Here is a 21826-nt window from a genome sequence, read left to right on the forward strand (position 1 = left end):
AGGGGAAAACTTTTGATTACGTTAAAGGACATCACGTTTCGACGCGAAGAAAGACAGATTCTTAATGGCGTTAACCTTCAAGTCAACAAAGGCGAGCATTGGGTCATTTTGGGCCGAAACGGCTGCGGAAAGACGACCTTGCTGGAAATGATGACCGGCTATTTGTTCCCTTCGTCGGGAACGGTAGACGTGCTCGGCAATCGCTTCGGGGAATGCGATGTGCGCGAGGTGCGGAAGCAGGTCGGCTATATCAGCCAATCGGTCATCGAGAAGCTGACGCTTCGCGACCCGGTCTGGGAAGTCGTTGCAACCGGCGAATATGCGTTTCTTCGTTTCTATCAGACGATTGACGAGGACGTGAAGCAGAAGGCGCTTCGCCTGCTGGATGAGGTTGGGCTGCTGTACACGGCCGAACAGACGCTTGCAACGCTATCGCAGGGCGAACGCAAAAAAGTGATGCTGGCGAGGGCGCTCATGTCGAACCCGAAGCTGCTCATTATGGACGAGCCGTGCGCCGGTCTTGATCTGTACGAGCGCGAGAAGCTGCTCATTGATTTGAATAGGCTGAGCGAGCGCGACATCACGGTCGTCTATGTCACGCATCACATGGAAGAAATCATCCCGCTCTTCACGCATGTCGCGCTCGTGCAGGACGGCCGCATATTTGCTGCAGGGCCGAAGAAGGACGTGCTTAGCCCGGAATGGCTTAGCCGCGCGTATGACTGGCCGGTGGCTGTCGAGTGGGCCGACGACCGGCCGTGGATTCGAGCATTATCAGGAGGCAAATAGAAGTGAGTCATTGGATTGGAACGGCTAATCACGGATTTGCATCGCTTGCGATGGAAGAGCTGCGCAGGCTTGTTAATGGCATTAAATTTACGCAGCTAATTGCCGGTGAAGCATTCAAAATGGAAGTTCCGCTTAGCCGGGAAGAAATGCTGGGCGTCATTCGGACGAATGAACCGATCTTTCTGAGACATCTTCAGCCGATCGACCGCGCGCTTCCGATTCACGGTAACGCGGATGATCTGCAGGCGCTCTCGGACCTTATCCGCAGCGCAAGAATGCGCTGCGCGGAAGGAACGACCGCCATCCATCTGCGCCGCGTCGAAGGGACGCCGTTCGTCTATACCGCCGCCGATACGAAGGCGGTGCTGGACGCCGTCATTATGGAGCTGGGCGGCGATACGGCGATGCAATCGCCCGATCAGATCTTCTCCATCTTCGCGGGCGCGGAGGAGCTGTACGTCGGTTGGGGTACGCCTGACGAGCAGCTGTCGGACTGGCCGGGCGGCGCGGTTCGCTTTCAACGCGAGGAAGGACAGATCTCCAGGGCGAAGTTCAAGCTGCTGGAAGCGGAGAGGGCCTTTAAGCTCTATTTAGAAAACTTCCGGGAGGCGCTCGATATCGGCGCGGCGCCGGGTGGCTGGACGCATCTGCTCTTGGAGCGGGGACTAAGGGTGACGGCCATCGATCCGGCCGAGCTGCATCCTTCGCTGTCTGCGTATCCACGTCTGACGAAGATGAAGAAGAACGCATCCGATGTTCAGTTTGCGCCGAATACGTTCGATCTGCTTGTATGCGACATGAGCTGGAGTCCGATGCAGATGGCCAAGCTGGTGCTGGAAAAAACGGACGCGCTTACAGATGGCGCGACGGCGATCATTACGGTTAAGCTGATGCATAAGAAACCGCTGCAGACAATCCGCGATGTCGTCTCGAAGCTCGAGACCGCGTTTGTCCTGCAGAAGGCGAAGCAATTGTTTCACAACCGGGACGAGATTACGTTATACTTAATCAAGAAATAAAACGGGAAAGCATCCCGATTGAACAGACCGCGAACGGTACGGGTCTGGGCAATCGGGATGCTTTTTTCATTTAAGGGAGGAAACTTCATGCAGGCTATGGATAGTGAAAGAGATCATAAATTCGTTCTGTGGGAAGCCGGCGCTGTCATTGGAGGCCGTTACCGCGTCGTCCGACAACTTGGACAAGGCGGGATGGGGGTGGTTTACGCAGCCGAAGATATGCGTCTGCATGGCAAGCTGCGCGCGCTGAAGGTCACATCTGCGCTTGCCGGCAGGAGCGGGACCGGACACAGCGTAGAGGAAGCGGCCATACTGATGCGGCTCAACCATCCTCATTTGCCGCTAATTATTGATTATTTAACTAGCGCGGAAGGCAATGGCTGCGAGGTCATGGTGATGGATTTCATCGACGGCATGACATTGCAAGCGTATTTGACGGCCTGCAGCGGCATCATCGGAGCTTCTGAAGCGATTGCGATCGGCATTCAGCTCTGCGATGCGCTGCAATACTTGCATGCTCAGCAGCCGCCGATCATTCACCGCGATTTGAAGCCGACGAACGTAATGATCGATCATACAGGCTTCGTGCGTTTGATTGATTTTGGCATCGCAAGGGAGTTTAAGCCGGGCAAGCCGCAAGATACGGTCATGCTCGGCACGCCGGGATTTTCGGCGCCCGAGCAGGCGGGGGAAGGCCAGAGCGACGCGCGTACGGATGTGTTTGGGCTCGGCTCGCTTCTCTATTATCTGATGGCGGGGGGACGGAAGCTTGATTCGAAAGCGGGCAACGTTTACCCAACGATGCTTCCGCATTTCGGGACGGAACTCGCATCGGTCATCAACCGAATGGCAGATGTACGGCCTTCCTGCAGGTACGGTTCGATGGAGGAGGCGAAGAAAGCGCTTGAGTCTTGTTTGACCGGGCCATCCGCACCGTCTATTCGAAACCACGCTAAGCCTGGTTTGGCCAACAAACGCAAGCGGTCGGTTATGGTAGCCTCGCTGGCTCCCGGAGCCGGCGCGACATTCGTCGCGATTACGCTGGCTCATCTCTTGGACAGGCAAGGCTTTGAGTGCGCTGCCATCGAACATCCGGAGCTGGAGCCGGAGTGGCAAGCTTTGCTTTATTCGCTTGATCAAGAGCAGCGGTTCCATTCGACTGTGCAGCAAGCATGGCCTGGCAAATACCGGACAATGCCTTCCGTGTCGCGCAGACTGCATTGGCATATGCTTGAGCCGTCACCGGAACCCGATGATGCGGAGGCTTTGCTGAAATTCCGTTTTATGCTTGAAGGGGTTTCATTCCCAATCACGATTACGGATGTTTCGAGCAAATGGATGGCTTCGGAGCATGAGCTTCAGCTAACGCAATGCGACGTACTGCTCTTCGTCGTCGATCCTTTCGTGTCGAAATGGACGACACAGCGGCTAAGAGCGGTCGAACGTGTGTGCTTTGAACGGATGAAGGCCAATCGCGTTACGCACTGGATTGCCAATAAAGACTTTTCGTTCCGAGAGAGGAGCGAATGGCTGTCCATGCTTCCGGTCAAACCTATTTGTTCAGTGCCTTTACTGCCGCCGGAGCAATGGGCCGATCAGCTTTGGTCCGGCAAATGGGCTACGACGCATAAAGCCTGGCTGCCTATGCTGGAACGTGCGTTTAAGCCGATTGTGCTGGAAATAGCGGTACCGCAACCGCAAGATCGTTGATGATCGTCCCGGCTTTGAGACTGCCGGCCTAACGATCGGTATTGGGCCGTAACCTATACGTTGCTGCCTGCTGCAGCCTAGTGCATTAGGAGCATGATTCCGCTGAACAATAAATGGCGGCTTTGCAGCTTGCAAAGGCGCAAATGCTTCTTTATGATAGGGGGAACGGGCTGACCCGTTGAAGTCTATAAAAAGTGGGTGTACTGCGAGAATGAACGAACGCATTCTTGTCATCGAAGACGAGGACGGCATTGCCCGTGTCCTGCAGCTTGAGCTTGAGCACGAAGGGTATACGGTCGGCCGCGCAGCTGACGGCAGAAGCGGACTGGAGCAGGCAAGCAACGGCGAATGGGATCTGCTGCTGCTCGACGTGATGCTGCCTGAGCTAAACGGCGTCGAAGTGCTGCGAAGATTGCGGCAATCCGGCAATCAGATCCCGATCATACTATTGACGGCACGCGATACGATTCCGGATAAGGTAAGCGGTTTCGAGCATGGAGCCAATGATTATATTACGAAGCCTTTCGCGATGGAGGAGCTGTTAGCGCGCGTTCGCAACCTGCTCCGTATTTTTCAGCAGCAGCCGAAGGAAACGGAAAGTCCGGACGTGCTGAAAGCGGCGGATCTCTCCATCGAACTGCGCACGCGCAAGGTGTTCCGCAAAGATCACGCGATCGAGCTGACGCCGCGCGAGTTCGAACTGCTCGTTTATTTGGCGGAGCACCGCAACGAGGAGAAGTCGCGGGAGGATATTTTGTCCGAGGTGTGGGGCTACGATTTTATAGGCGAAACCAATCTGGTGGACGTGTATATCCGGTATTTGCGGCAAAAGATCGATAAAGGCTACCGGCATAAGCTCATCCATACGGTCCGGGGCGTCGGCTACATGCTCAAGGAGCCGGATGCATGACGCTCCGCAGAAGGTTTACGTTTTTTACGATTTTCTGGCTGATCTTTATCTTGATCCTGTTTAACATATTTGTTTATTTATTTGTGATAAAAATCACGATACGCAGCGAGGATCAGCTGCTCACGAACAAGGTCAATATTCTGCTCGAGGATCCTAGAATCCTCGATGCCAGCCAGCTGTCAAACAGCGAGCTGCTGCGGGACTTCTACAATATCAGCGAGCTGATTCGCATCGTTGATCCCGGCGGCAGAATCGTCAACTCGCAGGGTTCCGATTCCGAGCTATTGGCGCTTAAGCCGAACTTCACAACGCAGCATGACACCGGCATGTTCTTCCTCGATGGGCGGCGCGTGCTGTATATGAGAGTTCCTCTCTACATGGGCAGCGAAGTGATCGGCACGCTGGAGCTTTACCGCAAGCTGACGCTGCTTGACAGCTATCTTCAAGTTCTCGTAATCGCGTTAACGATTACGAGTATCGGCGCGATTCTGTTCGCAATCTTCGGCACCTATTGGTTCACCTCCAGATTGACCTCGCCGATTCAGCACATGGTGCAAACGATGAGGGAGATCGACCGCAGCGGGAAGCTGAGGCAGATCGAACTCGCCCAGCGAGACCAGTCGGCGGAGCTGCTGCAGCTCGCGCGCGCGTTCAACCAGATGATCGATCGGCTGGACCGGACGTTCGAGCGCCAGAAGCAATTCGTCGCTGACGCTTCCCATGAATTGAAAACGCCGCTTACCGTCATTAGCAGCTACGCAGGCATGCTGAAACGGTGGGGGCGCGACGACGCAAACATCCGCGATGAAGCGATCGACGCTATCAGCAAGGAAGCCCAGCGGCTGCAAAACTTGACCAAATCGATGCTGCAGCTGGCCCAAGCGGAGCAGGAGGACTGGCTCAATCTCGAGAACTTCAATCTGGTGCAGCTGGCGGACGAAACCGCGGACATGCTGCACATGACGTTCCAGCGCATGATTCGCGTACATACCGGCAAGCAGGGCATCCGCATGATAGGCGACAAAGATAAAATCCGGCAGCTGCTCGTGATTTTGCTTGATAATGCCATCAAATACAGCAAGGATCCGATCGATATTACGCTTAGCGCCAACAAAGGCGTCATCCGAATATCGGTTTCCGATAAAGGGATGGGCATTCCCGAAGCTGAAATCCCATATCTCTTCGAGCGGTTTTATCGCGTTGACGGGGCTCGAAGCCGTTCGACCGGCGGTGTCGGCCTAGGCTTGTCCATAGCCAAACGGATTGTAGAGCTGCATGAAGGCCAGATTGACGTATTCAGCAAGCTAGGGCAGGGCACAACGATTTCGATTGCGCTGCCTCAGCGTAAATAACGTTGCTATCGCGAAAGGCGGGGAAAACATGAGTAAATTACGCGTTTGCGCCGTACAGTACAAGCTGGCGGATATCGAGCGCTTCGAGCAATTCGCGGATCAAGTCCGGCATTACGTCCGGAACGCATCCGAATATGGCGTTCAATTCATTTTATTTCCGGAGTTCTTCACAACGCAGCTGCTTTCGATCGGTGATGAGGATGGGCGTCCGCTCACCATCGAACGGCTGCCCGACTTTACAGAAGCGTACATCAGCTTGTTCCAGTCGCTCGCTGCCGAGTATGGGGTTTATATTGTCGGCGGCACGCACGTGATCCGTGTTGGAGACGGCAAACTCAACAATGCGGCCCATCTATTCTATCCGGACGGACGCGTGGAGCAGCAAGCGAAGCTTCATATGACGCCGACCGAGCGCGAGGAATGGAATATGTCGCACGGCGAGTCTCTTCGCGTCTTCGATACGGAATTCGGGACAATCGCGATGCTGACCTGCTACGATATCGAGTTTCCCGAGGTCGTGCGGATGGCTAGAGCCAAAGGAGCGGACATTATTTTTTGCCCGTCCTGTACCGATGACCGGCACGGCTTCTACCGGGTCCGTTACTGCTGTCACGCAAGAGCTGTAGAAAATCAGGTTTATATCGTGACGACCGGTACGGTCGGATCGCTGCGCAAGGTCGATTTCATGCGTGCCAATTACGGCCAAGCGGCCGTCATTTCGCCAAACGATATCCCGTTTCCGCCAGCAGGGATCATGACTGAAGGCGTCATCAACGATGATATGCTCGTGGTAGCCGATTTGAACGTCGAACTGCTGCACGACGTACGCGCGGCCGGCTCGGTTACGACTTGGCGTGACCGCCGCACTGATTTGTACTGCGATTGGTCATGATCTCTAGGCAGGAAGGAGATTACGATAGTGCGCAAAAAGCTGATCGTTTATCTGGATCGCAAACCGACCGAAATCGTGATCCGCAATTATACGCTATTCGATCTCGAGGATATGATCGCCATCCAGCGCGCGAGTTTTCCGCCGCCTTTTCCATCCGAGCTGTGGTGGAACGAGGAGCAATTGCGGGAGCATGTGACGCGTTTCCCGGAGGGAGCGCTCTGCGCGGAGATGGAAGGACGCCTTATCGGCTCTATGACCGGGCTGCGCGTAAGCGATGGCCAGTTGGAGGGCAGCCATACCTGGGAAGGGATTACGGACAGAGGATATATCCGCAACCATGATCCGAACGGTTCCACGCTGTATGTCGTCGATGTGTGCGTCGTTCCGGAAATGCGCAAAGCCGGCATCGGAAAATGGCTCATGCAGAGCATGTACGAGGTCGTGGTCCATCTGCATTTGAAAAGGCTGTTAGGCGGCGGCCGGATGCCCGGCTACCATCGCTTAGCGAAAACCGTATCAGCGGAGGACTACTTGACAGGCGTGGCGATTGGCGAATATAACGATCCCGTCATTTCATTTCTGCTGAGGTGCGGCCGGATGCCGGTCGGCGTCATGCCGAATTACTTGGAGGACGAAGAGTCTTGCAACAATGCCGCTCTCATGGAGTGGAAGAACCCATTTTACAACGAGTAGAGAGGACGAATGCACGATGGACTACATACGCATTCAATCGATCGACAATCCGCTATTTAAAAACATGCATGACTTGATGAAAACGATTTTCCCGCCCGAAGAAGTGCTTGCCTTTGAGAAATGGGCCGGACCGCTTGAAGATCCGGGCATTCATGTTTATGTCGCCGTCCACGAAGGCGAGGTCGTCGGCACGACGGAATATCGCTACTATCCCGGCATGAAAGTGGCCATGACGGACTTTACGATCGTCGGCCGTCCGGGACTTGGCATCGGCCGGTTCCTCATGCGCGGCCGGGCGCGCGATTTGGAACGTTTGGCGCGGGAGAGCGGAACGGAGCCGATCGGCATGTTCGCTGAAATTTATAATCCTGCGCAAGCAGCATATGAGTTTGGCGGCGTCTACCCGATGAGTCCGTTCGTGCGCCGCGAGGTGCTGTCTCATATCGGCTATATGCGGCTAGATTTCCCTTATGTTCACCCTTCTTGGGAAGAGGACGGAGCCGCTGTCGGCGGTCTGGACCTGTGCTTCCTGCCTCAGGATGAGAATCTGACAGAGCTGGACGCATCGCTTGCAGTAGCGTTTCTGACGGAATATTACTCGGCGCTGCCGAACAAACCGGATGAATGGTATACGATGATTGAAGATCTGAAGCAGAAATCGAAACTCGCCTTGAAGCCGCTGTAAATCCAGTTATATAAGGAGTGAACCTGCGATGGCGCTTACGATCACCTTCTGGGGAACGGGTGATGCAATGGGAGTTCCGCGTGTGTACTGCTCCTGCGCCGTATGCGAGGAGGCAAGAACCGGCGGCGTGAACCGCAGGCTGCGGTCGCTTGTCCATCTGCAAGACGAGCAATTCGGAACGATGCTGATCGATTGCGGACCGGATTGGCGCAACCAAATGGAAACGGCCGGCTTAAAGCGGATCGACACCGTGCTTATTACTCATGCCCATTTCGACCATATTGCCGGACTGCCCGAATGGGCGGATCTATGCCGGTGGCTGAAATGCCGTGGCAAGGCATATGCGATGCCGGATGTGATTCGCGACATATTGATTCGGTTTCCATGGCTGTCCTCTCACATCGAGTTTCATCCGATTGCGGGTCCGCTTCGCTTCGGCAGTTGGGACGTAGAAACGTGGAAGGTGAATCACGGGAAGAACGGCTATGCGTATGCATTCCGGTTTACGGACGCGGAACGCGGACGATCCTTCGCCTACTGCTCGGATTCGATCGCGCTTCAAGGCGATGAGCTGCTGCCGCTGGCGGATTTGGATCTTCTGGTTTTGGGGACGAGCTTCTATCGGGAGCCCTATCCGTTCGAAACTCGGTCCGTATATGACGTTACGGAAGCGCTGGCTCTTATTGAAGAGCTGAAGCCAGGTCAAACTAGGCTGACGCATATGTCGCACGATATCGATCTGACTCGCGATTACCGGCTACCGGAAGGCGTCTGTTATGCGCGGACAGGCATGACCGTCACGATCTAGGCGGTTTATCCTTGACTTTCGGCGTGTCTTCCCGGTATGATGAGTGTAACTTTATGCAGTAAGGGGAAATTTTGATGCGGGTTATGGTTCTTAACTTCTAAATTGGATAATACCCGGCGCCAGAAGCGCTGCCGGGTGCACGGCTTTCACGATACATTTGCTACAGGCTTGCTCCATCATTTAGAGCAGGTTTGTATGGTGGCGTGTGTGGGAGCTGCTGCGGCCAATAAGTTAAGAACATGACGATTTCCGCCTGCTGGACGGCAAATTCGCGTGCTCTTTCGAGCACGCTTTTTTCGTTCTACAGGGGATCCGCATGCATAATGGCGGTTTCTCCTTAGACACGAATTCGAGTTTGCCGAAAGTCCTTAAACAGGGATGGGATGCGTATGCGTTCTGTCCCTGTTTTTTTATACCCAAATACGCGAAGAGGATGGTTGAACCATGAATACGCAAGCCATAACAAAATTGGAATTCGATAAAATCAAATCGATGCTGATGTCTTACATCGTATCCGAGGCGGGGACGATCCTTGCCGAGCGGCATGAGCCGAGCGCGGAGCCTGGCCGGGTGAAAGCGTGGCTGCAAGAGTCGGAGGAAGCGGTGCGCTTGCTTGCCACTGGAGCGAGCGTTCCGATTTCCGCGATGGAGGGAATGCAAACCTTTATGTCGCTGCTCGGCAAAGGGAAAATCTATTCGGAGCAGGAGTTGGGCCAACTGGCCGTGTGGCTTACTGCCGTTGGGCAAATGAAGCGCTATATGGACAGTAAACGCATGATAGCGCCTACCATTAGCGGCTATGCGGATTCCATGCACGATTGTCCGGAGCTGCTTCAGGAACTGAACCGCTGCATCAGGCACGGCGCGCTGACCGATCAGGCCTCCCCGGCATTGGGAGACATCCGCAGACATCTCGCTGCCGCCGAGGATCGAATCGAACGCAAGCTGAGCCAGCTGCTGGGCAAATACAAGAGCGCGCTGCAGGATCAATTGGTCAGCAAGAGGAACGGCCATTTTGTCATCCCGGTCAAGAGGGAGCTGCGCAGGCAGGTGCCGGGAACGGTATGGGATGAATCGGCAAGCGGCCAGACGCTGTTCGTCGAACCCGTCGACGTAGCCGATTTGCAGGCGGAATGGCAATTGTGGAAAAGCGAAGAGGAACGCGAGCGGACGACGATTTTATCGCGGCTGTCGGATTTAGCGGAAGCGGAGAGCGAGCGGCTGAAATGGAATGTGGAGGCGATGGCTTCGTTTGATTTTATTTTCGCCCGGGCGAAGCTTTCCCGCACCTACAATGGCATTGCTCCGGCAATCTGCGAGAAGCCATACATCAAGCTGATAGGCGCGAGACATCCGCTCCTCGGCGAGAAGGCTGTCCCGCTTAACGTCGAAATCGGAGGCGAGTGGAGGCAATTGATCATCACAGGTCCCAATACGGGCGGAAAAACGGTTGCGCTGAAGACGATCGGCTTGTTTGCGCTCATGCTTCAATCCGGTTTGCTTCTGCCTGTGGGACAGGGAACTGAGTTTGGCATCTTTCAAGGCGTTCTCGCGGATGTAGGGGACGGCCAAAGCATTGAGCAATCGTTAAGTACCTTCTCCGCTCATATGGAAAGTTTGAGCGGCATGCTGCGCAGCGCCAATAACCGCACGCTGATCCTGCTTGACGAGCTTGCCGCCGGCACGGATCCCGGAGAAGGCATCGCTTTATCTATCGCGGTTCTCGAAGAACTGCTGCAGCGAGGCTCGCTAGTTGCCGCGACAACGCATTTTAACGAGATTAAGCGGTTTGCCGCTGTCATGAAAGGCTGTACGAATGCCCGGATGGCATTCGATGCCGATACGCTGAAGCCCGTGTACAGGCTGGAAATCGGGGAAGCGGGGGATAGCTACGCTTTTGCGATTGCTAGACGGTTCGGGCTGCCTGAGCGGGTTATCCAGCGAGCCGAAGAGCGGGTAGAAGCCGCCAAACGCACTAATTCTGAAGGGCAGCGGACTGAGGCGGTTTTTGCGACTGAAGAGGCCGAGAAATGGAATAAGTCGATGGAGGAGGCAAGCGCCAAGGTCAAGAAAGAAAATCGGGATGGAGCTGCGCCCGCAGGGAAAAAACCTTTCGAGGTTGGAGATTGCGTGTGGATTTATCCGCTCAAGCGGACGGGGATCGTGTTCCAGCCGGCCAATGAGCGGGGGGATGTTGTCGTGCAGGTTCAGAAAACGAAGATGACCTTCAACCGGAAACGGCTCTCGCTCTATATCTCTAGCGCGCAGCTATACCCGGAAGGCGATTATGACATGGACATTGTTTTCGAATCGAAGGCAAACCGCAAAACGCGCAAGCTCATGGGGTGCAAATACGTGCCAGGCCTTTCGATCGAGTCGCCGCCGGAAGAGCACCCGAGGGGGTAGCGGGAGATGCAATGACTCCGCCCTGTGACGTACGTCTCATCACAAGGTGCACCTCATCGCGTTTTTGTAGTGGGGGCAGATGGGTATTCGCCGCACTTGCTGGGCTTTCGGCGGAGAATCGCGAATGAGCGGTAACAGTTACCGCACTTGCTGGGCTTTCGGCGGAGAAACGCGAATGAGCGGTAACAGTTACCGCACTTGCTTAAGACCGCCTAGCCGCCGATTCGATTTGAAAGCGGAACTCCGGTGCTTAGTCGCGGCTTTCAATCACGAGGAGCATGCCTTGCTTCACCTCGATCGATCCTTCCTGCCCCAGCAGCTTATTGCTGATGCCCAGCGACTGGCCGATTTCGAGGGTGGCGTCATGCAGCGGGTACTGGAAGCCGGTCAGCGTAATGCCTGTCACTTGCTCCGAGAGGGGCAGCAGGGACACGTACGCAAAGCCTTTGTTAGCCAGCGTGATCCGATCGGTCGCAAGCTGGATGCAGTTGCGATCGTCCCTGATCATCGCAGCCGTGCCTTGCCGCTGCGCCATCCGCAGCAAATGGACATTGGCCAGCGAGTGGTCGAATCTGGTGCCTAATGCGCCTAGCATGAGCAGCTCCTTCGGCTGCTTCGACAGGGCGAGACGCCACGCGAGTTCCGTATCGGTATAGTCTTTGTCGACGGGGTCGTAGTCCAGCGTCTCCCCGCTCTTCTCCCTGATATAAGCGAGCTGCTGCGGGGTGACGGAGTCGAAATCGCCGAGCGCGATATCCGGCCGCAGTCCATGCTCGACCAGGAACATCGCGCCGGCATCAGCGCCGATCAGCATGTCGCCCGGCCGAATGAGTTCAATTGCCCAACGTCCCAGGCGTCCGCCGGTAAAAATAAGGATCCGTTCCGTATTCATCATTCGTCCTGCTTTCCTTTGTTTTAAGTCAGTATACTTCTCGTGAGGGCAGTTGACCAGTCGATTTGAAGACTGCGCAAACGTAATGCTTGAAGAATCCGCCGGCCGCGGCTAAAATGAGTAAGGATTATTAATGAGCGGAGCTGGCGGAGGCATCAGGACATGAGTTTACAGATGGACATGGATATTTTCACTGTTTTCAGCATTATCGGAACGATCGCTTTCGCGGTCAGCGGTGCCATCGTAGCTATGGAAGAAGAGTACGATATTTTAGGGGTCTACGTGCTCGGTCTTGTCACTGCATTTGGCGGCGGCGTTGTGCGAAACCTATTGATTAACGTACCGATTACAAGCATCTGGACGCAGGGGATGCTGCTGAAGACCGCGGTCGTCGCGATGACCATCGCGTTCGTGCTGCCGGTCAAGTGGATCAACCATTGGAAGAAAAGCGAAGCGTTCTTCGATGCGATCGGGCTATCGGCCTTCGCGATCCAAGGGGCGCTGTACGCGACGGGCAAATACCCGCTTAGCGCGGTTATGGTCGCAGCCATGCTGACCGGAATCGGCGGCGGTATGATCCGGGACGTGCTGGCAGGGCGCAAGCCGCTCGTGCTGCGCGATGAGATTTATGCGGTCTGGGCACTGGGCGCAGGCGCCGTTATCGGGCTTGGCTATTTCAAATCGCCTGTTCAGCTGCTAGTCTTATTTATGATCGTCATTATTTTCAGAATGCTCTCGGTGCATTACGGCTGGCGGCTGCCAAGGCGCTCGCTCAAATACGCGCTGGCGCAGTCGGTCCATTCCGATAAGCAGCGTGCGGAAGCAGCCAAGAATGAACAAGCAGAAGGAGAACGTCCATGATTAGCGTATTATTTGTTTGCCTCGGGAACATTTGCAGGTCGCCGATGGCGGAAGCGGTACTGCGTCATCAATTGAAAGCGCGGGAGCTGGATGGCAAAGTGAGGGTTGATTCCGCGGGTACCGGCGACTGGCATTTGGGGAAGCCGCCGCATGAAGGAACGCGGTCGCTGTTGGATCGTTACGGCATTTCATATGAGGGAATGCGCGCGAGGCAGGTGTTAATTAACGATTATCAATCCTTCGACTATATCGTCTGCATGGATAGCGCGAACGAACGCGACGTGAGAAGTCTCTTCGGCAGCGGCTCCGATAAGCAAACTAAAGTGTTCAAGTTCATGGACTTACTGCCGGACAAGCCGGGAAATGACGTGCCTGACCCGTATTATACAGGTAACTTCGACGAAGTTTATGAGCTTGTCTCCAAGGGCTGCAGCAATTTGCTGGAGCGCATTCGCAGAGAGCATCGGCTGTAATTAAAGAAGACCGCATTTCCGCCTGCTGAGCGGAGATACGGTCTTTTTTGATATTCAACTATTCACTCTACGCTTCTGGATGAAGGAAGGTGCGAAGCGCAGCCGGAATGTGCTGCTGCCAGAATCCCCATACATGATCGCCATCGTGCTCGCCGTAGTGCGAGACCGCTCCTTTTGCATCGAGGATCGCCTTCATCTCCCTGTTCATCGCGACAAAATCAAATACGCCGCGGTCGGATTTAAAGGCCGTCTCCTGCAGTCCGACGATCATGAACAGCTCGAGACGGCTCAAGTCTTCCGCTTGCTCGGCAATCGCGCGCGATACGGGATAAAACGCCCCGGACAAGGAAATAACTTGATGGAACAAATCCGGATAAGTGATCGCGATATGAAAGCTGACGGAACCGCCTAACGAATCGCCTGCAAGAATCCGCGCGCCGGCTTCGCGCCTGGCCGCGTATTTGGATTCAACGTAAGGGATGAGTTCTTCGCCGATAAAGGCGACGTAACCGGCATGCCGGCCCCCGTCGGGGGCGTACTCGGCCGTCCGCATCTTGATGTCGACATCGACGCCGACGATAATGAACGGCTCGATTCCCTCATCCAAGACCAGCTGGTTAGCGATGGTGGCAATGCGGCCAAAGTTGAAAAATTGCTCGCCGTCCTGGCAGTACACGACGGGATAGCTCAACAGCTCGTTGTAGCCTGGCGGCAGATAGACGCGTATGTCGCGGAAACCCTCCGGCAAAAATCGGCTGGATACGACATCCTTCACGATCGTTCTTTTCAAATATCGCGGGTCGGTCATGTATAAAAACTCCTTTGTCCGTGCATGGTATGCGCAGGTATTTCTAGGATTCTGCCCTATTGTATTATACTGTAATACTATGATGTTAGTTCTGTTACATATACAATTTAGCAGGGTAATAGAGAAAATGTTGCAAAATACAACGGTTTATAGTGCATTTGACTTTGACCATTTCGGTTAAACAGGTTTATAATCATTCTATAACAGGGATACTCGATTTTTCAAATATTCAACTGAGGTGAACAATATGAGCAAGCTGCCTTATGAAGTTCAGACGGAACCGGTAACACCGCTTTCGATCCTGTCTCCAGACGGAGAAATTGTCGATGAGGCTCTAATGCCGGAATTGACGGACGAGCAACTGAAAGAAATTATGTACCGCATGGTTTTCACCCGTACATGGGATGAGCGTGCCGTTAACTTGGGAAGACAAGGCCGTCTCGGCTTCTATGCTCCGGTTTCGGGCCAAGAAGCATCGATGATCGGCAGTGAATATGCGCTAAACAAAGACGATTTCATTTGCCCAGGCTACCGCGACATGCCGCAAATCGTATGGCACGGCTTGCCGCTGTACCAAGCTTTCCTGTATTCCCGCGGCCATCAGCACGGCGGCCAAATCCCTGAGGACGTTCATGTTCTCATGCCGCAAATCATTATCGGCGCCCAAATTTTGCACGCGACAGGCGTAGCAATGGCATTCAAGAAAAAAGGCGAGAAGCGCGTAGCGATCACGTATACAGGCGACGGCGGTTCTTCCGAGGGCGATTTCTACGAAGGCATGAACTTTGCCGGCGCATTTAAGCTCCCGGTTATTTATGTGGTACAAAATAACGGCTACGCGATTACAACCCCATACGCGAAACAAACCGGCGCGTTGTCGGTTGCGCATAAAGCAGTAGCAGCGGGCATCCGCGGCGTTCAAGTAGACGGCATGGACGTTCTTGCCGTCATTAAAGCCGTTCAAGAAGCGGCTGAGCGCGGCCGTAACGGCGAAGGCGCAACGCTGATCGAGATGCTGACGTACCGTTTCCGTCCGCACTCCATGGCGGATGACACAACGAAATATCGTACGAAGGACGAGGAAGCAGAATGGAGCTTGAAAGATCCAATCACTCGCTTCGCTAAGTTCCTTGAGAAGAAAGGTCTGTGGACCGACGAAGATACAGCTCGCGTGAAAGAAGAAGCGAAAGCGACTGTTAACGAGCACATCAAAAAAGCGGAGCAAACAGAGAAAATGACAGTTAGCGGCTTGATCGACTCCATGTTCGAACATACTCCGGCACATATGGAAGCGCAAAAAGCCGATTTTCAATAATGGGATGACTACAGAAGCAAGCTAAGGAGGAACTCGCGACAATGGCTCAAATGAATATGAAAGAAGCGATCCGCGACGCAATGCGCGTGGAGCTTAAAAATGACCCGAACGTGTACGTCTTCGGTGAAGACGTCGGTAAGGTCGGCGGCGTATTCCGTGCGACTGAAGGACTTCAAGGAGAATTCGGCGAAGACCGCGTATTTGATACGCCGCTTGCTGAATCCGCAATCGCCGGTATGGCGGTAGGTATGGGGATTCAAGGCTTCCGTCCTGTAGCTGAGATCCAATTCGTCGGCTTTATCTATGAAGCGATGGACCAAATGTTCATCCAAGCGGCACGTATGCGTTACCGTTCCGGCGGCCGTTACAACTCGCCAATCGTATTCCGCACGCCATTCGGCGGCGGCGTTAAAGCGGCCGAGCTTCACACGGATTCGCTCGAAGGTTTGGCAATCCAAACGCCAGGCATCAAAGTAATCGTGCCTTCCAACCCGTACGATGCGAAAGGTCTGCTCGTTGCGGCAATCCGCGACAACGATCCGGTCTTCTTCATGGAGCACTTGAACCTGTACCATGCGTTCCGTCAAGAGGTGCCGGAAGAGGCATACACGGTTGAGATCGGCAAAGCTAACGTCGTTCGCGAAGGCTCCGATGTTACGATCATCGCATACGGTCTCATGGTTCATACTGCGGTCAAAGCTGCCGAAGAGCTTGAGAAGAACGGCGTTAAAGCCGAAGTCATCGACCTTCGTACGCTGCTTCCGCTCGATATCGAGACGATCGTGAAGTCGATCCAGAAAACGAACCGCGCCATCGTCGTGCAAGAAGCGCAAAAAACATCCGGTGCCGCAGCGGAAATCATCGCTCAAATCAATGAGCATGCGATTCTGCACCTGGAAGCTCCTGTCCTGCGCGTAGCCGGTCCGGATACGGTTTATCCGTTCGCTCAAATTGAGGACGCTTGGCTCCCAAGCCCTGCTCGGATTGTGAAGGCCGTTAACCAAGTATTGAACTTTTAATCAATAGAGGCAACCAGCTTAGAGACACAGGTTGGGAAGACCATGGAGGAGGTCACGGGACGTGGCAAAATTCGAGTATCGTTTCCCGGAGCTCGGCGAAGGTCTGCATGAAGGCGAAATCGTCAAAATGCACATTACGCCGGGCGCGACGGTAACGGATGAAGATATCATCATGGAAGTGCAAAATGACAAGGCTATCGTAGAAGTCCCTTGTCCTGTGAACGGTAAAGTGCTTGAAGTGCTCGTAAAGGACGGTCAAGTATGCCACGTTGGCGAAATCGTCGCCATCATCGATGCGGAAGGCGATGTGCCTGAGCAAGCGGCACCGGCTGGCGACAGCCATAGCGCTCCGGCGTCTGCACCGGCAGCTCCTGCGCCAACTGCAACTGCCGTGGCTGTAGCGCCTGCACCGGCACCAGCGGCGGCTCCAGCAACACCGACAGCCCCAGCAACACCGGCAGCTCCAGCAACACCGGCACCGGCCAAAGCTGCCGGCGGTTTAGTGCTTGCAACGCCAAGCGTACGCAAATTCGCCCGCGAGCAAGGCGTAGACATCGCGACTGTAGCAGGCTCGGGCAAGAACGGCCGAATTACGCGCGAAGACGTATCCGCATTTGCGGCAGGCGGCGCACCTGCAGCAGCACCGGCTGCGCAAGAAGCTCCGGCAGCATCCGCAGCGTCTGCACCGGCTGCTCAACCGGCAGTCATTGTATCCGGCGATCGCGCCGAAGAGCGCGTACCGTTCAAAGGCATCCGCAAAGTCATTGCGAATGCAATGGTTAAATCGGTTTACACAGCTCCGCACGTTACGATCATGGACGAAGTGGATGTAACGGCGCTTGTCGAGCTGCGGACGAAAGCGAAGCCGATTGCCGAGAAGAAAGGCGTCAAGCTGACGTACTTGCCGTTCATCGTGAAGGCGCTCGTGGCGGCATGCCGCCAGTTCCCGATCATGAACGCGACGCTCGACGAAGAGAAGCAAGAAATCGTATTCAAGAAGTACTACAACATCGGCATCGCTACCGATACGGAGAACGGCTTGATCGTGCCCGTTATTCCGGACGCGGACCGCAAGAACGTATGGATGGTTGCAGATGCGATTAAAGATCTGGCAACGCGCGGCCGCGACGGCAAGCTTTCCGCAGCCGAGCTGAAAGGCAGCACCATCAGCATCACAAACATCGGTTCCGCGGGCGGCATGTTCTTTACGCCGGTCATCAACTTCCCTGAGGTTGCGATTCTGGGTACGGGCCGCATCTCCGAGAAGCCGGTCGTGAAGAATGGCGAAATCGTCATTGGATCCGTCATGGCTCTGTCCCTAAGTTTTGACCACCGTCTCATTGACGGCGCAACAGCGCAAAACTTCATGAACTACATCAAACAGCTGCTTGCTGATCCGCAATTACTTGTAATGGAGGTCTAAACGATGGTAGTAGGAGACGCTTCACTCGATATTGATTTACTCGTTATCGGCGCAGGCCCCGGCGGCTATGTCGCGGCAATCCGAGCGGCACAGCTCGGCCAAAGCGTGCTGGTTGTAGATAAACAATACGTCGGCGGCGTATGCTTGAACGTAGGCTGCATCCCGTCAAAGGCGCTGATCTCGGCGTCGCATCAATATGAATCGATTTCCCATGCTTCGTCCTTCGGCATCACGGCTTCCGATGTCAAAGTCGAATGGAGCAAGGTGCAGGAGTTCAAAAACGGCGTCGTCAAGAAACTGACAGGCGGCGTTGGCGCCCTGCTGAAAGCGAACAAGATCCAATTCTTCAGCGGCGAAGTGATGTTCATCAGCGACACGGAAGCGCGCGTATTCAACGAGCAGGAAGCTCCGCGTTACCGCTTTAAGCACTGCATTATCGCGACGGGCTCCCGTCCGATCGAGCTGAAGGCATTCCCTTACGGCGGACGCATCGTTTCGTCTACAGAAGCGCTGTCCCTTCCGGAAATTCCGAAGAGCATGGTCGTCATCGGCGGCGGCTACATCGGCATCGAGCTTGGCCAAATGTATGCGCGCTTCGGTTCGAAGGTAACGGTTATTGAAGGCTCCGACTCGATCCTGCCCGGTTTCGACAGCGACATGTCCTCGCTCGTTGCGAAGAAGCTTAAAGCGGCGAAGGCAGAAATCGTTACCGGCGCACAAGCGAAGAGCGCTTCGCAAACAGAAATCGATGTTACGGTAACCTATACGGTGAACGGTGAAGACAAACAAGTAACTGCGGACTACCTGCTCGTTACCGTCGGCCGCCGCCCGAATACGGACGGCGAGCTTGGACTCGATCTGATCGACATCAAGATGACCGACCGCGGATTCATCGAAGTTGACGATCAATGCCGTACAAGCATTCCGAACATCTTCGCAATCGGCGATATCGTTGCTGGTCCAGCGCTTGCGCACAAAGCGATGTACGAAGGCCGCGTTGCAGCTGAAGCGATTGCCGGTCAACCAAGCAAAATCGATTACAAGTGCATTCCGCTTGTCGTCTTCTCCGATCCTGAATGCTCGAGCGTAGGCTACAGCGAGAAGGAAGCGAAAGAGAAGGGCCACAACGTGAAAGTCGGCAAGTTCCCTTTCAATATCAACGGCCGCGCATTGTCCCTTGGCGTAAACGAAGGTTTCGTCAAAATCATCGCGGACGCAGATAACGGTCTCGTGCTTGGCGCGCAAATCGCCGGTATCGAAGCCTCCAACATGATTGCGGAAATCGGTCTTGCAATCGAAATGGGCGCAACGATGGAAGATATCGCCCTTACGATCCATGCGCACCCGACACTTGGCGAGATCGTACTCGACGCAACGGAAGTGGCGCTTGGCCACCCGATTCACGCGATTTCCAAATAAGATTAACATCGTTAATCAAGTCTGGTTTTACGTTAGTAAGAGGTCACGCCGCAGCGTTCTGCGGCGGGCCTCTTTCTTCTATACATAGATGCAGGTATTTCTTTTTGGAGGCGGTAATGATGGCGAACGAAGGCCTTGAGAGCAAATTAACGAGCGAATCGCGATCGACGATGATGCAGCTTATTTTTCCGCTGGATACGAATTACCACGGTACGATGTTCGGCGGCAAGGTGATGGAATATATGGACAAAATCGCCGCGATCGCAAGCATGCGCCATGCCAGGGGGCCGGTCGTTACGGCATCGACGGACAGCCTCGATTTTGTCGCGCCTATTAAGGTCGGGGACATGATCGATGTCGAAGCGTTCGTCACCTGGACGCACAAAAGCTCTATGGAGATTTACGTGAAGGTGCAAACGGAGAATGTTTATACGGGCGACCGCAAGACCGCGGTTACGGCCTTTTTTACCTTCGTCGCGCTGAATGAACACGGAAAGCCCACCCCAGTGCCTGGAATCATTCCGCAAACGGAGGAAGAACGGTTGCTTCATGAATCCGCACCGGAAAGATATGAGCTCCGGATGCAACGAAAACGGGACAGATCGACATAATCTGTGATATAATTTAATATCATATTTTTTTGTGGAGCGGGAGTTGAATGATGGCTAGCTTGAATGAACAGCAATACTTGAACTTGCTTCGGCATGTGCAGAAGCATGGAACGAAGAAGGAAGATCGGACAGGCACAGGGACGTTGTCCGTGTTTGGCTATCAGATGCGCTTCGATCTCAAAGAAGGCTTCCCGCTATTGACGACCAAACGCGTCCCGTTCAAATTAATCGCGAGCGAGCTGCTTTGGTTTATAAAAGGCGATACGAACATCCGTTATCTGCTGCGGCACAAGAATCACATCTGGAACGAATGGGCGTTTAAGAAATGGATCGAGAGCGAAGAGTATACCGGTCCGGATATGACGAACTTCGGATTGCGGTCGCAGACGGATGCCGAGTTTAATCTGCTATATCAGGAGCAAGAGAGCATTTTTATTCGCCGTATATTAGACGACGAGGAATTCGCGCGAAAGTACGGAGATCTCGGTAACGTTTACGGCAAGCAGTGGCGCAATTGGCAAACCTCTCAGAACGAGACGATCGATCAGCTGGCGAACGTCATTGCGGAGATCAAGCGGAATCCCGACTCCAGAAGGCTGATTGTGACGGCTTGGTCGCCGGAGGATGCGACGCCGCAGCGTTCCGCTTTGCCTCCTTGCCATACACTGTTCCAGTTTTATGTGGCTGATGGTAAGCTATCCTGCCAGCTTTATCAACGGAGCGGCGATATTTTTCTGGGAATCCCGTTCAACATTGCCAGCTATGCGCTGCTGACGCATATGATTGCCCAGGAATGCGGCTTGGAAGCATCGGAATTCGTACATACGATCGGCGATGCGCATATTTATTTGAACCATCTGGATCAAATCGACGAGCAGCTGAGCCGCGAGGGCAAACTACTGCCGACGTTGAAGCTCAATCCCGATGTGAAAAACGTGTTTGATTTTGAACTGGACGATATCAAGCTAGACGGGTACGAACCGCATCCTTCCATTAAAGCGCCGGTAGCTGTATAACGGCCTGCGAAGAAGGGGGAAGCAGCATGATTACGATGATCGCCGCAATGGCGCGCAACCGCGTGATCGGAATTGATAACGGGATGCCTTGGCATCTGCCGGCCGAAATGGCGCATTTTCGCCGCTCCACGCTTGGAAAGACAGTCGTGATGGGACGCAAGACGTTCGAATCGCTCGGCCGTCCGCTCAAGAATCGCCGAAACGTAATCCTGACGCGAAGCTTGGACTACAACCCGGAGGGCTGCGAAATCGTCCATTCCGTCGAAGAAGCGCTTGCCCGCTATGGAAGCCCCGAGGAGGAGCTAATCATCATGGGGGGCTCCGAGATTTATAAGCAGTTCATGCCCTATGCGGACAAGCTGCTGCTGACGGAAGTGGACGCCGTGGTGGAAGGGGATGCCTATTTCCCGGAATTTCGCGCAAGCGAGTGGACGGAGTCGCATCGCGACCCATACACGAAGGATGAGCAAAATGCATATGATTTTGCTATTGTCACTTATATCAGAGACGGGCTGAAAAGCTAAATGCAATATCATGCAAATGCCTAACATTATGCGATAAAGTGCAAATGATTGTACGGAAAATCCATTTCATGAACTAGGCCTTGTTGCTAAGATATTGTAAATAGTTATCAGGTTTTTAATGGCAAAGTTTGATATTGAATTAAATGTCGATTCCCGATATAGTTTTAGAGAGATAACGAACATTCGGCAATGGGAAAATGG

21 protein-coding genes are annotated in these 21826 nt (G+C 54.2%); 19 read left to right on the forward strand and 2 right to left on the reverse strand.

What is annotated here, in order from left to right; genetic code table 11:
- Window positions 1-12: 12 nt before the first annotated feature.
- The 10 genes from DL346_RS07285 (at window position 13) to DL346_RS07330 (ending at window position 11264) form a co-directional block, all read left to right on the forward strand.
- On the forward strand, window positions 13-789 hold the full coding sequence (locus tag DL346_RS07285) for an ABC transporter ATP-binding protein (RefSeq protein WP_112881347.1): 777 nt from the start codon (window positions 13-15) through the stop codon (window positions 787-789).
- Window positions 790-791: 2 nt separating this feature from the next.
- Window positions 792-1808, forward strand: a complete 1017-nt coding sequence (locus DL346_RS07290) for an SAM-dependent methyltransferase (RefSeq protein ID WP_206098480.1) — start codon at window positions 792-794, stop codon at window positions 1806-1808.
- Window positions 1809-1895: 87 nt separating this feature from the next.
- Window positions 1896-3518, forward strand: a complete 1623-nt coding sequence (locus DL346_RS07295) for a serine/threonine protein kinase (protein WP_165822399.1) — start codon at window positions 1896-1898, stop codon at window positions 3516-3518.
- 211 nt (window positions 3519-3729) lie between these two features.
- Entirely contained in the window at window positions 3730-4428 is a 699-nt protein-coding gene (locus DL346_RS07300) for a response regulator transcription factor (protein ID WP_112881349.1), read from the forward strand.
- A complete protein-coding gene (locus DL346_RS07305) occupies window positions 4425-5780 on the forward strand; it encodes a HAMP domain-containing sensor histidine kinase (RefSeq protein ID WP_112881350.1) in 1356 nt (451 codons plus the stop codon). The genes DL346_RS07300 and DL346_RS07305 overlap by 4 nt, the downstream gene beginning before the upstream one ends.
- A gap of 28 nt (window positions 5781-5808) precedes the next feature.
- A complete protein-coding gene (locus DL346_RS07310; RefSeq protein ID WP_112881351.1) occupies window positions 5809-6672 on the forward strand; it encodes a carbon-nitrogen hydrolase family protein in 864 nt (287 codons plus the stop codon).
- A gap of 24 nt (window positions 6673-6696) precedes the next feature.
- Window positions 6697-7365 carry a GNAT family N-acetyltransferase gene (locus DL346_RS07315; RefSeq protein WP_112881352.1) on the forward strand — a complete coding sequence of 223 codons (669 nt, stop codon included), beginning with the start codon at window positions 6697-6699 and terminating at the stop codon, window positions 7363-7365.
- Between the two features lie 16 nt (window positions 7366-7381).
- Window positions 7382-8050: a GNAT family N-acetyltransferase gene (locus DL346_RS07320; RefSeq protein ID WP_112881353.1), complete on the forward strand. Its 669-nt coding sequence runs from the start codon at window positions 7382-7384 to the stop codon at window positions 8048-8050.
- Window positions 8051-8078: 28 nt separating this feature from the next.
- Window positions 8079-8858, forward strand: a complete 780-nt coding sequence (locus DL346_RS07325; RefSeq protein ID WP_112881354.1) for an MBL fold metallo-hydrolase — start codon at window positions 8079-8081, stop codon at window positions 8856-8858.
- Window positions 8859-9302: 444 nt separating this feature from the next.
- Window positions 9303-11264, forward strand: a complete 1962-nt coding sequence (locus tag DL346_RS07330; protein WP_112881355.1) for an endonuclease MutS2 — start codon at window positions 9303-9305, stop codon at window positions 11262-11264.
- A 250-nt stretch (window positions 11265-11514) separates the two neighbouring features.
- On the opposite strand, the gene DL346_RS07335 is transcribed toward DL346_RS07330, so the two are convergent.
- A complete protein-coding gene (locus tag DL346_RS07335; RefSeq protein ID WP_338066293.1) occupies window positions 11515-12159 on the reverse strand; it encodes a thiamine diphosphokinase in 645 nt (214 codons plus the stop codon).
- A gap of 171 nt (window positions 12160-12330) precedes the next feature.
- Here DL346_RS07335 and DL346_RS07340 point away from each other — a divergent pair, with 171 nt between their 5' ends.
- Both DL346_RS07340 and DL346_RS07345 read left to right on the forward strand, forming a co-directional pair.
- Entirely contained in the window at window positions 12331-13017 is a 687-nt protein-coding gene (locus DL346_RS07340) for a trimeric intracellular cation channel family protein (RefSeq protein ID WP_165822437.1), read from the forward strand.
- A complete protein-coding gene (locus DL346_RS07345) occupies window positions 13014-13490 on the forward strand; it encodes a low molecular weight protein-tyrosine-phosphatase (RefSeq protein ID WP_112881357.1) in 477 nt (158 codons plus the stop codon). Before DL346_RS07340 ends, DL346_RS07345 begins: the two co-directional genes overlap by 4 nt.
- 67 nt (window positions 13491-13557) lie before the next feature.
- Here DL346_RS07345 and DL346_RS07350 read toward each other — a convergent pair whose 3' ends face one another.
- Entirely contained in the window at window positions 13558-14298 is a 741-nt protein-coding gene (locus DL346_RS07350) for an alpha/beta hydrolase (RefSeq protein ID WP_112881358.1), read from the reverse strand.
- 247 nt (window positions 14299-14545) lie between these two features.
- Here DL346_RS07350 and pdhA point away from each other — a divergent pair, with 247 nt between their 5' ends.
- The 7 genes from pdhA (at window position 14546) to DL346_RS07385 (ending at window position 21625) form a co-directional block, all read left to right on the forward strand.
- The gene (pdhA, locus tag DL346_RS07355; protein ID WP_112881359.1) at window positions 14546-15613 is read left to right on the forward strand and encodes a pyruvate dehydrogenase (acetyl-transferring) E1 component subunit alpha; all 1068 of its coding nucleotides are present in this window, start codon (window positions 14546-14548) and stop codon (window positions 15611-15613) included.
- A gap of 41 nt (window positions 15614-15654) precedes the next feature.
- Window positions 15655-16632, forward strand: coding sequence for an alpha-ketoacid dehydrogenase subunit beta (locus DL346_RS07360; RefSeq protein WP_112881360.1), 978 nt, complete (start codon window positions 15655-15657; stop codon window positions 16630-16632).
- A 61-nt stretch (window positions 16633-16693) separates the two neighbouring features.
- On the forward strand, window positions 16694-18055 hold the full coding sequence (locus tag DL346_RS07365) for a dihydrolipoamide acetyltransferase family protein (protein WP_112881361.1): 1362 nt from the start codon (window positions 16694-16696) through the stop codon (window positions 18053-18055).
- Between the two features lie 3 nt (window positions 18056-18058).
- Window positions 18059-19474 (forward strand): dihydrolipoyl dehydrogenase, encoded by a 1416-nt coding sequence (gene lpdA / locus DL346_RS07370; protein ID WP_112881362.1) that lies wholly within the window; start codon window positions 18059-18061, stop codon window positions 19472-19474.
- Window positions 19475-19593: 119 nt separating this feature from the next.
- On the forward strand, window positions 19594-20085 hold the full coding sequence (locus DL346_RS07375) for an acyl-CoA thioesterase (RefSeq protein WP_112881363.1): 492 nt from the start codon (window positions 19594-19596) through the stop codon (window positions 20083-20085).
- Window positions 20086-20135: 50 nt separating this feature from the next.
- On the forward strand, window positions 20136-21101 hold the full coding sequence (locus DL346_RS07380) for a thymidylate synthase (RefSeq protein ID WP_112881836.1): 966 nt from the start codon (window positions 20136-20138) through the stop codon (window positions 21099-21101).
- Window positions 21102-21127: 26 nt separating this feature from the next.
- Window positions 21128-21625, forward strand: coding sequence for a dihydrofolate reductase (locus tag DL346_RS07385; RefSeq protein ID WP_112881364.1), 498 nt, complete (start codon window positions 21128-21130; stop codon window positions 21623-21625).
- Window positions 21626-21826: the final 201 nt, after the last annotated feature.

It is taken from the genome of Paenibacillus montanisoli (assembly GCF_003268025.1).
GTDB classification, from domain to species: Bacteria; Bacillota; Bacilli; order Paenibacillales; family Paenibacillaceae; genus Paenibacillus_Z; species Paenibacillus_Z montanisoli.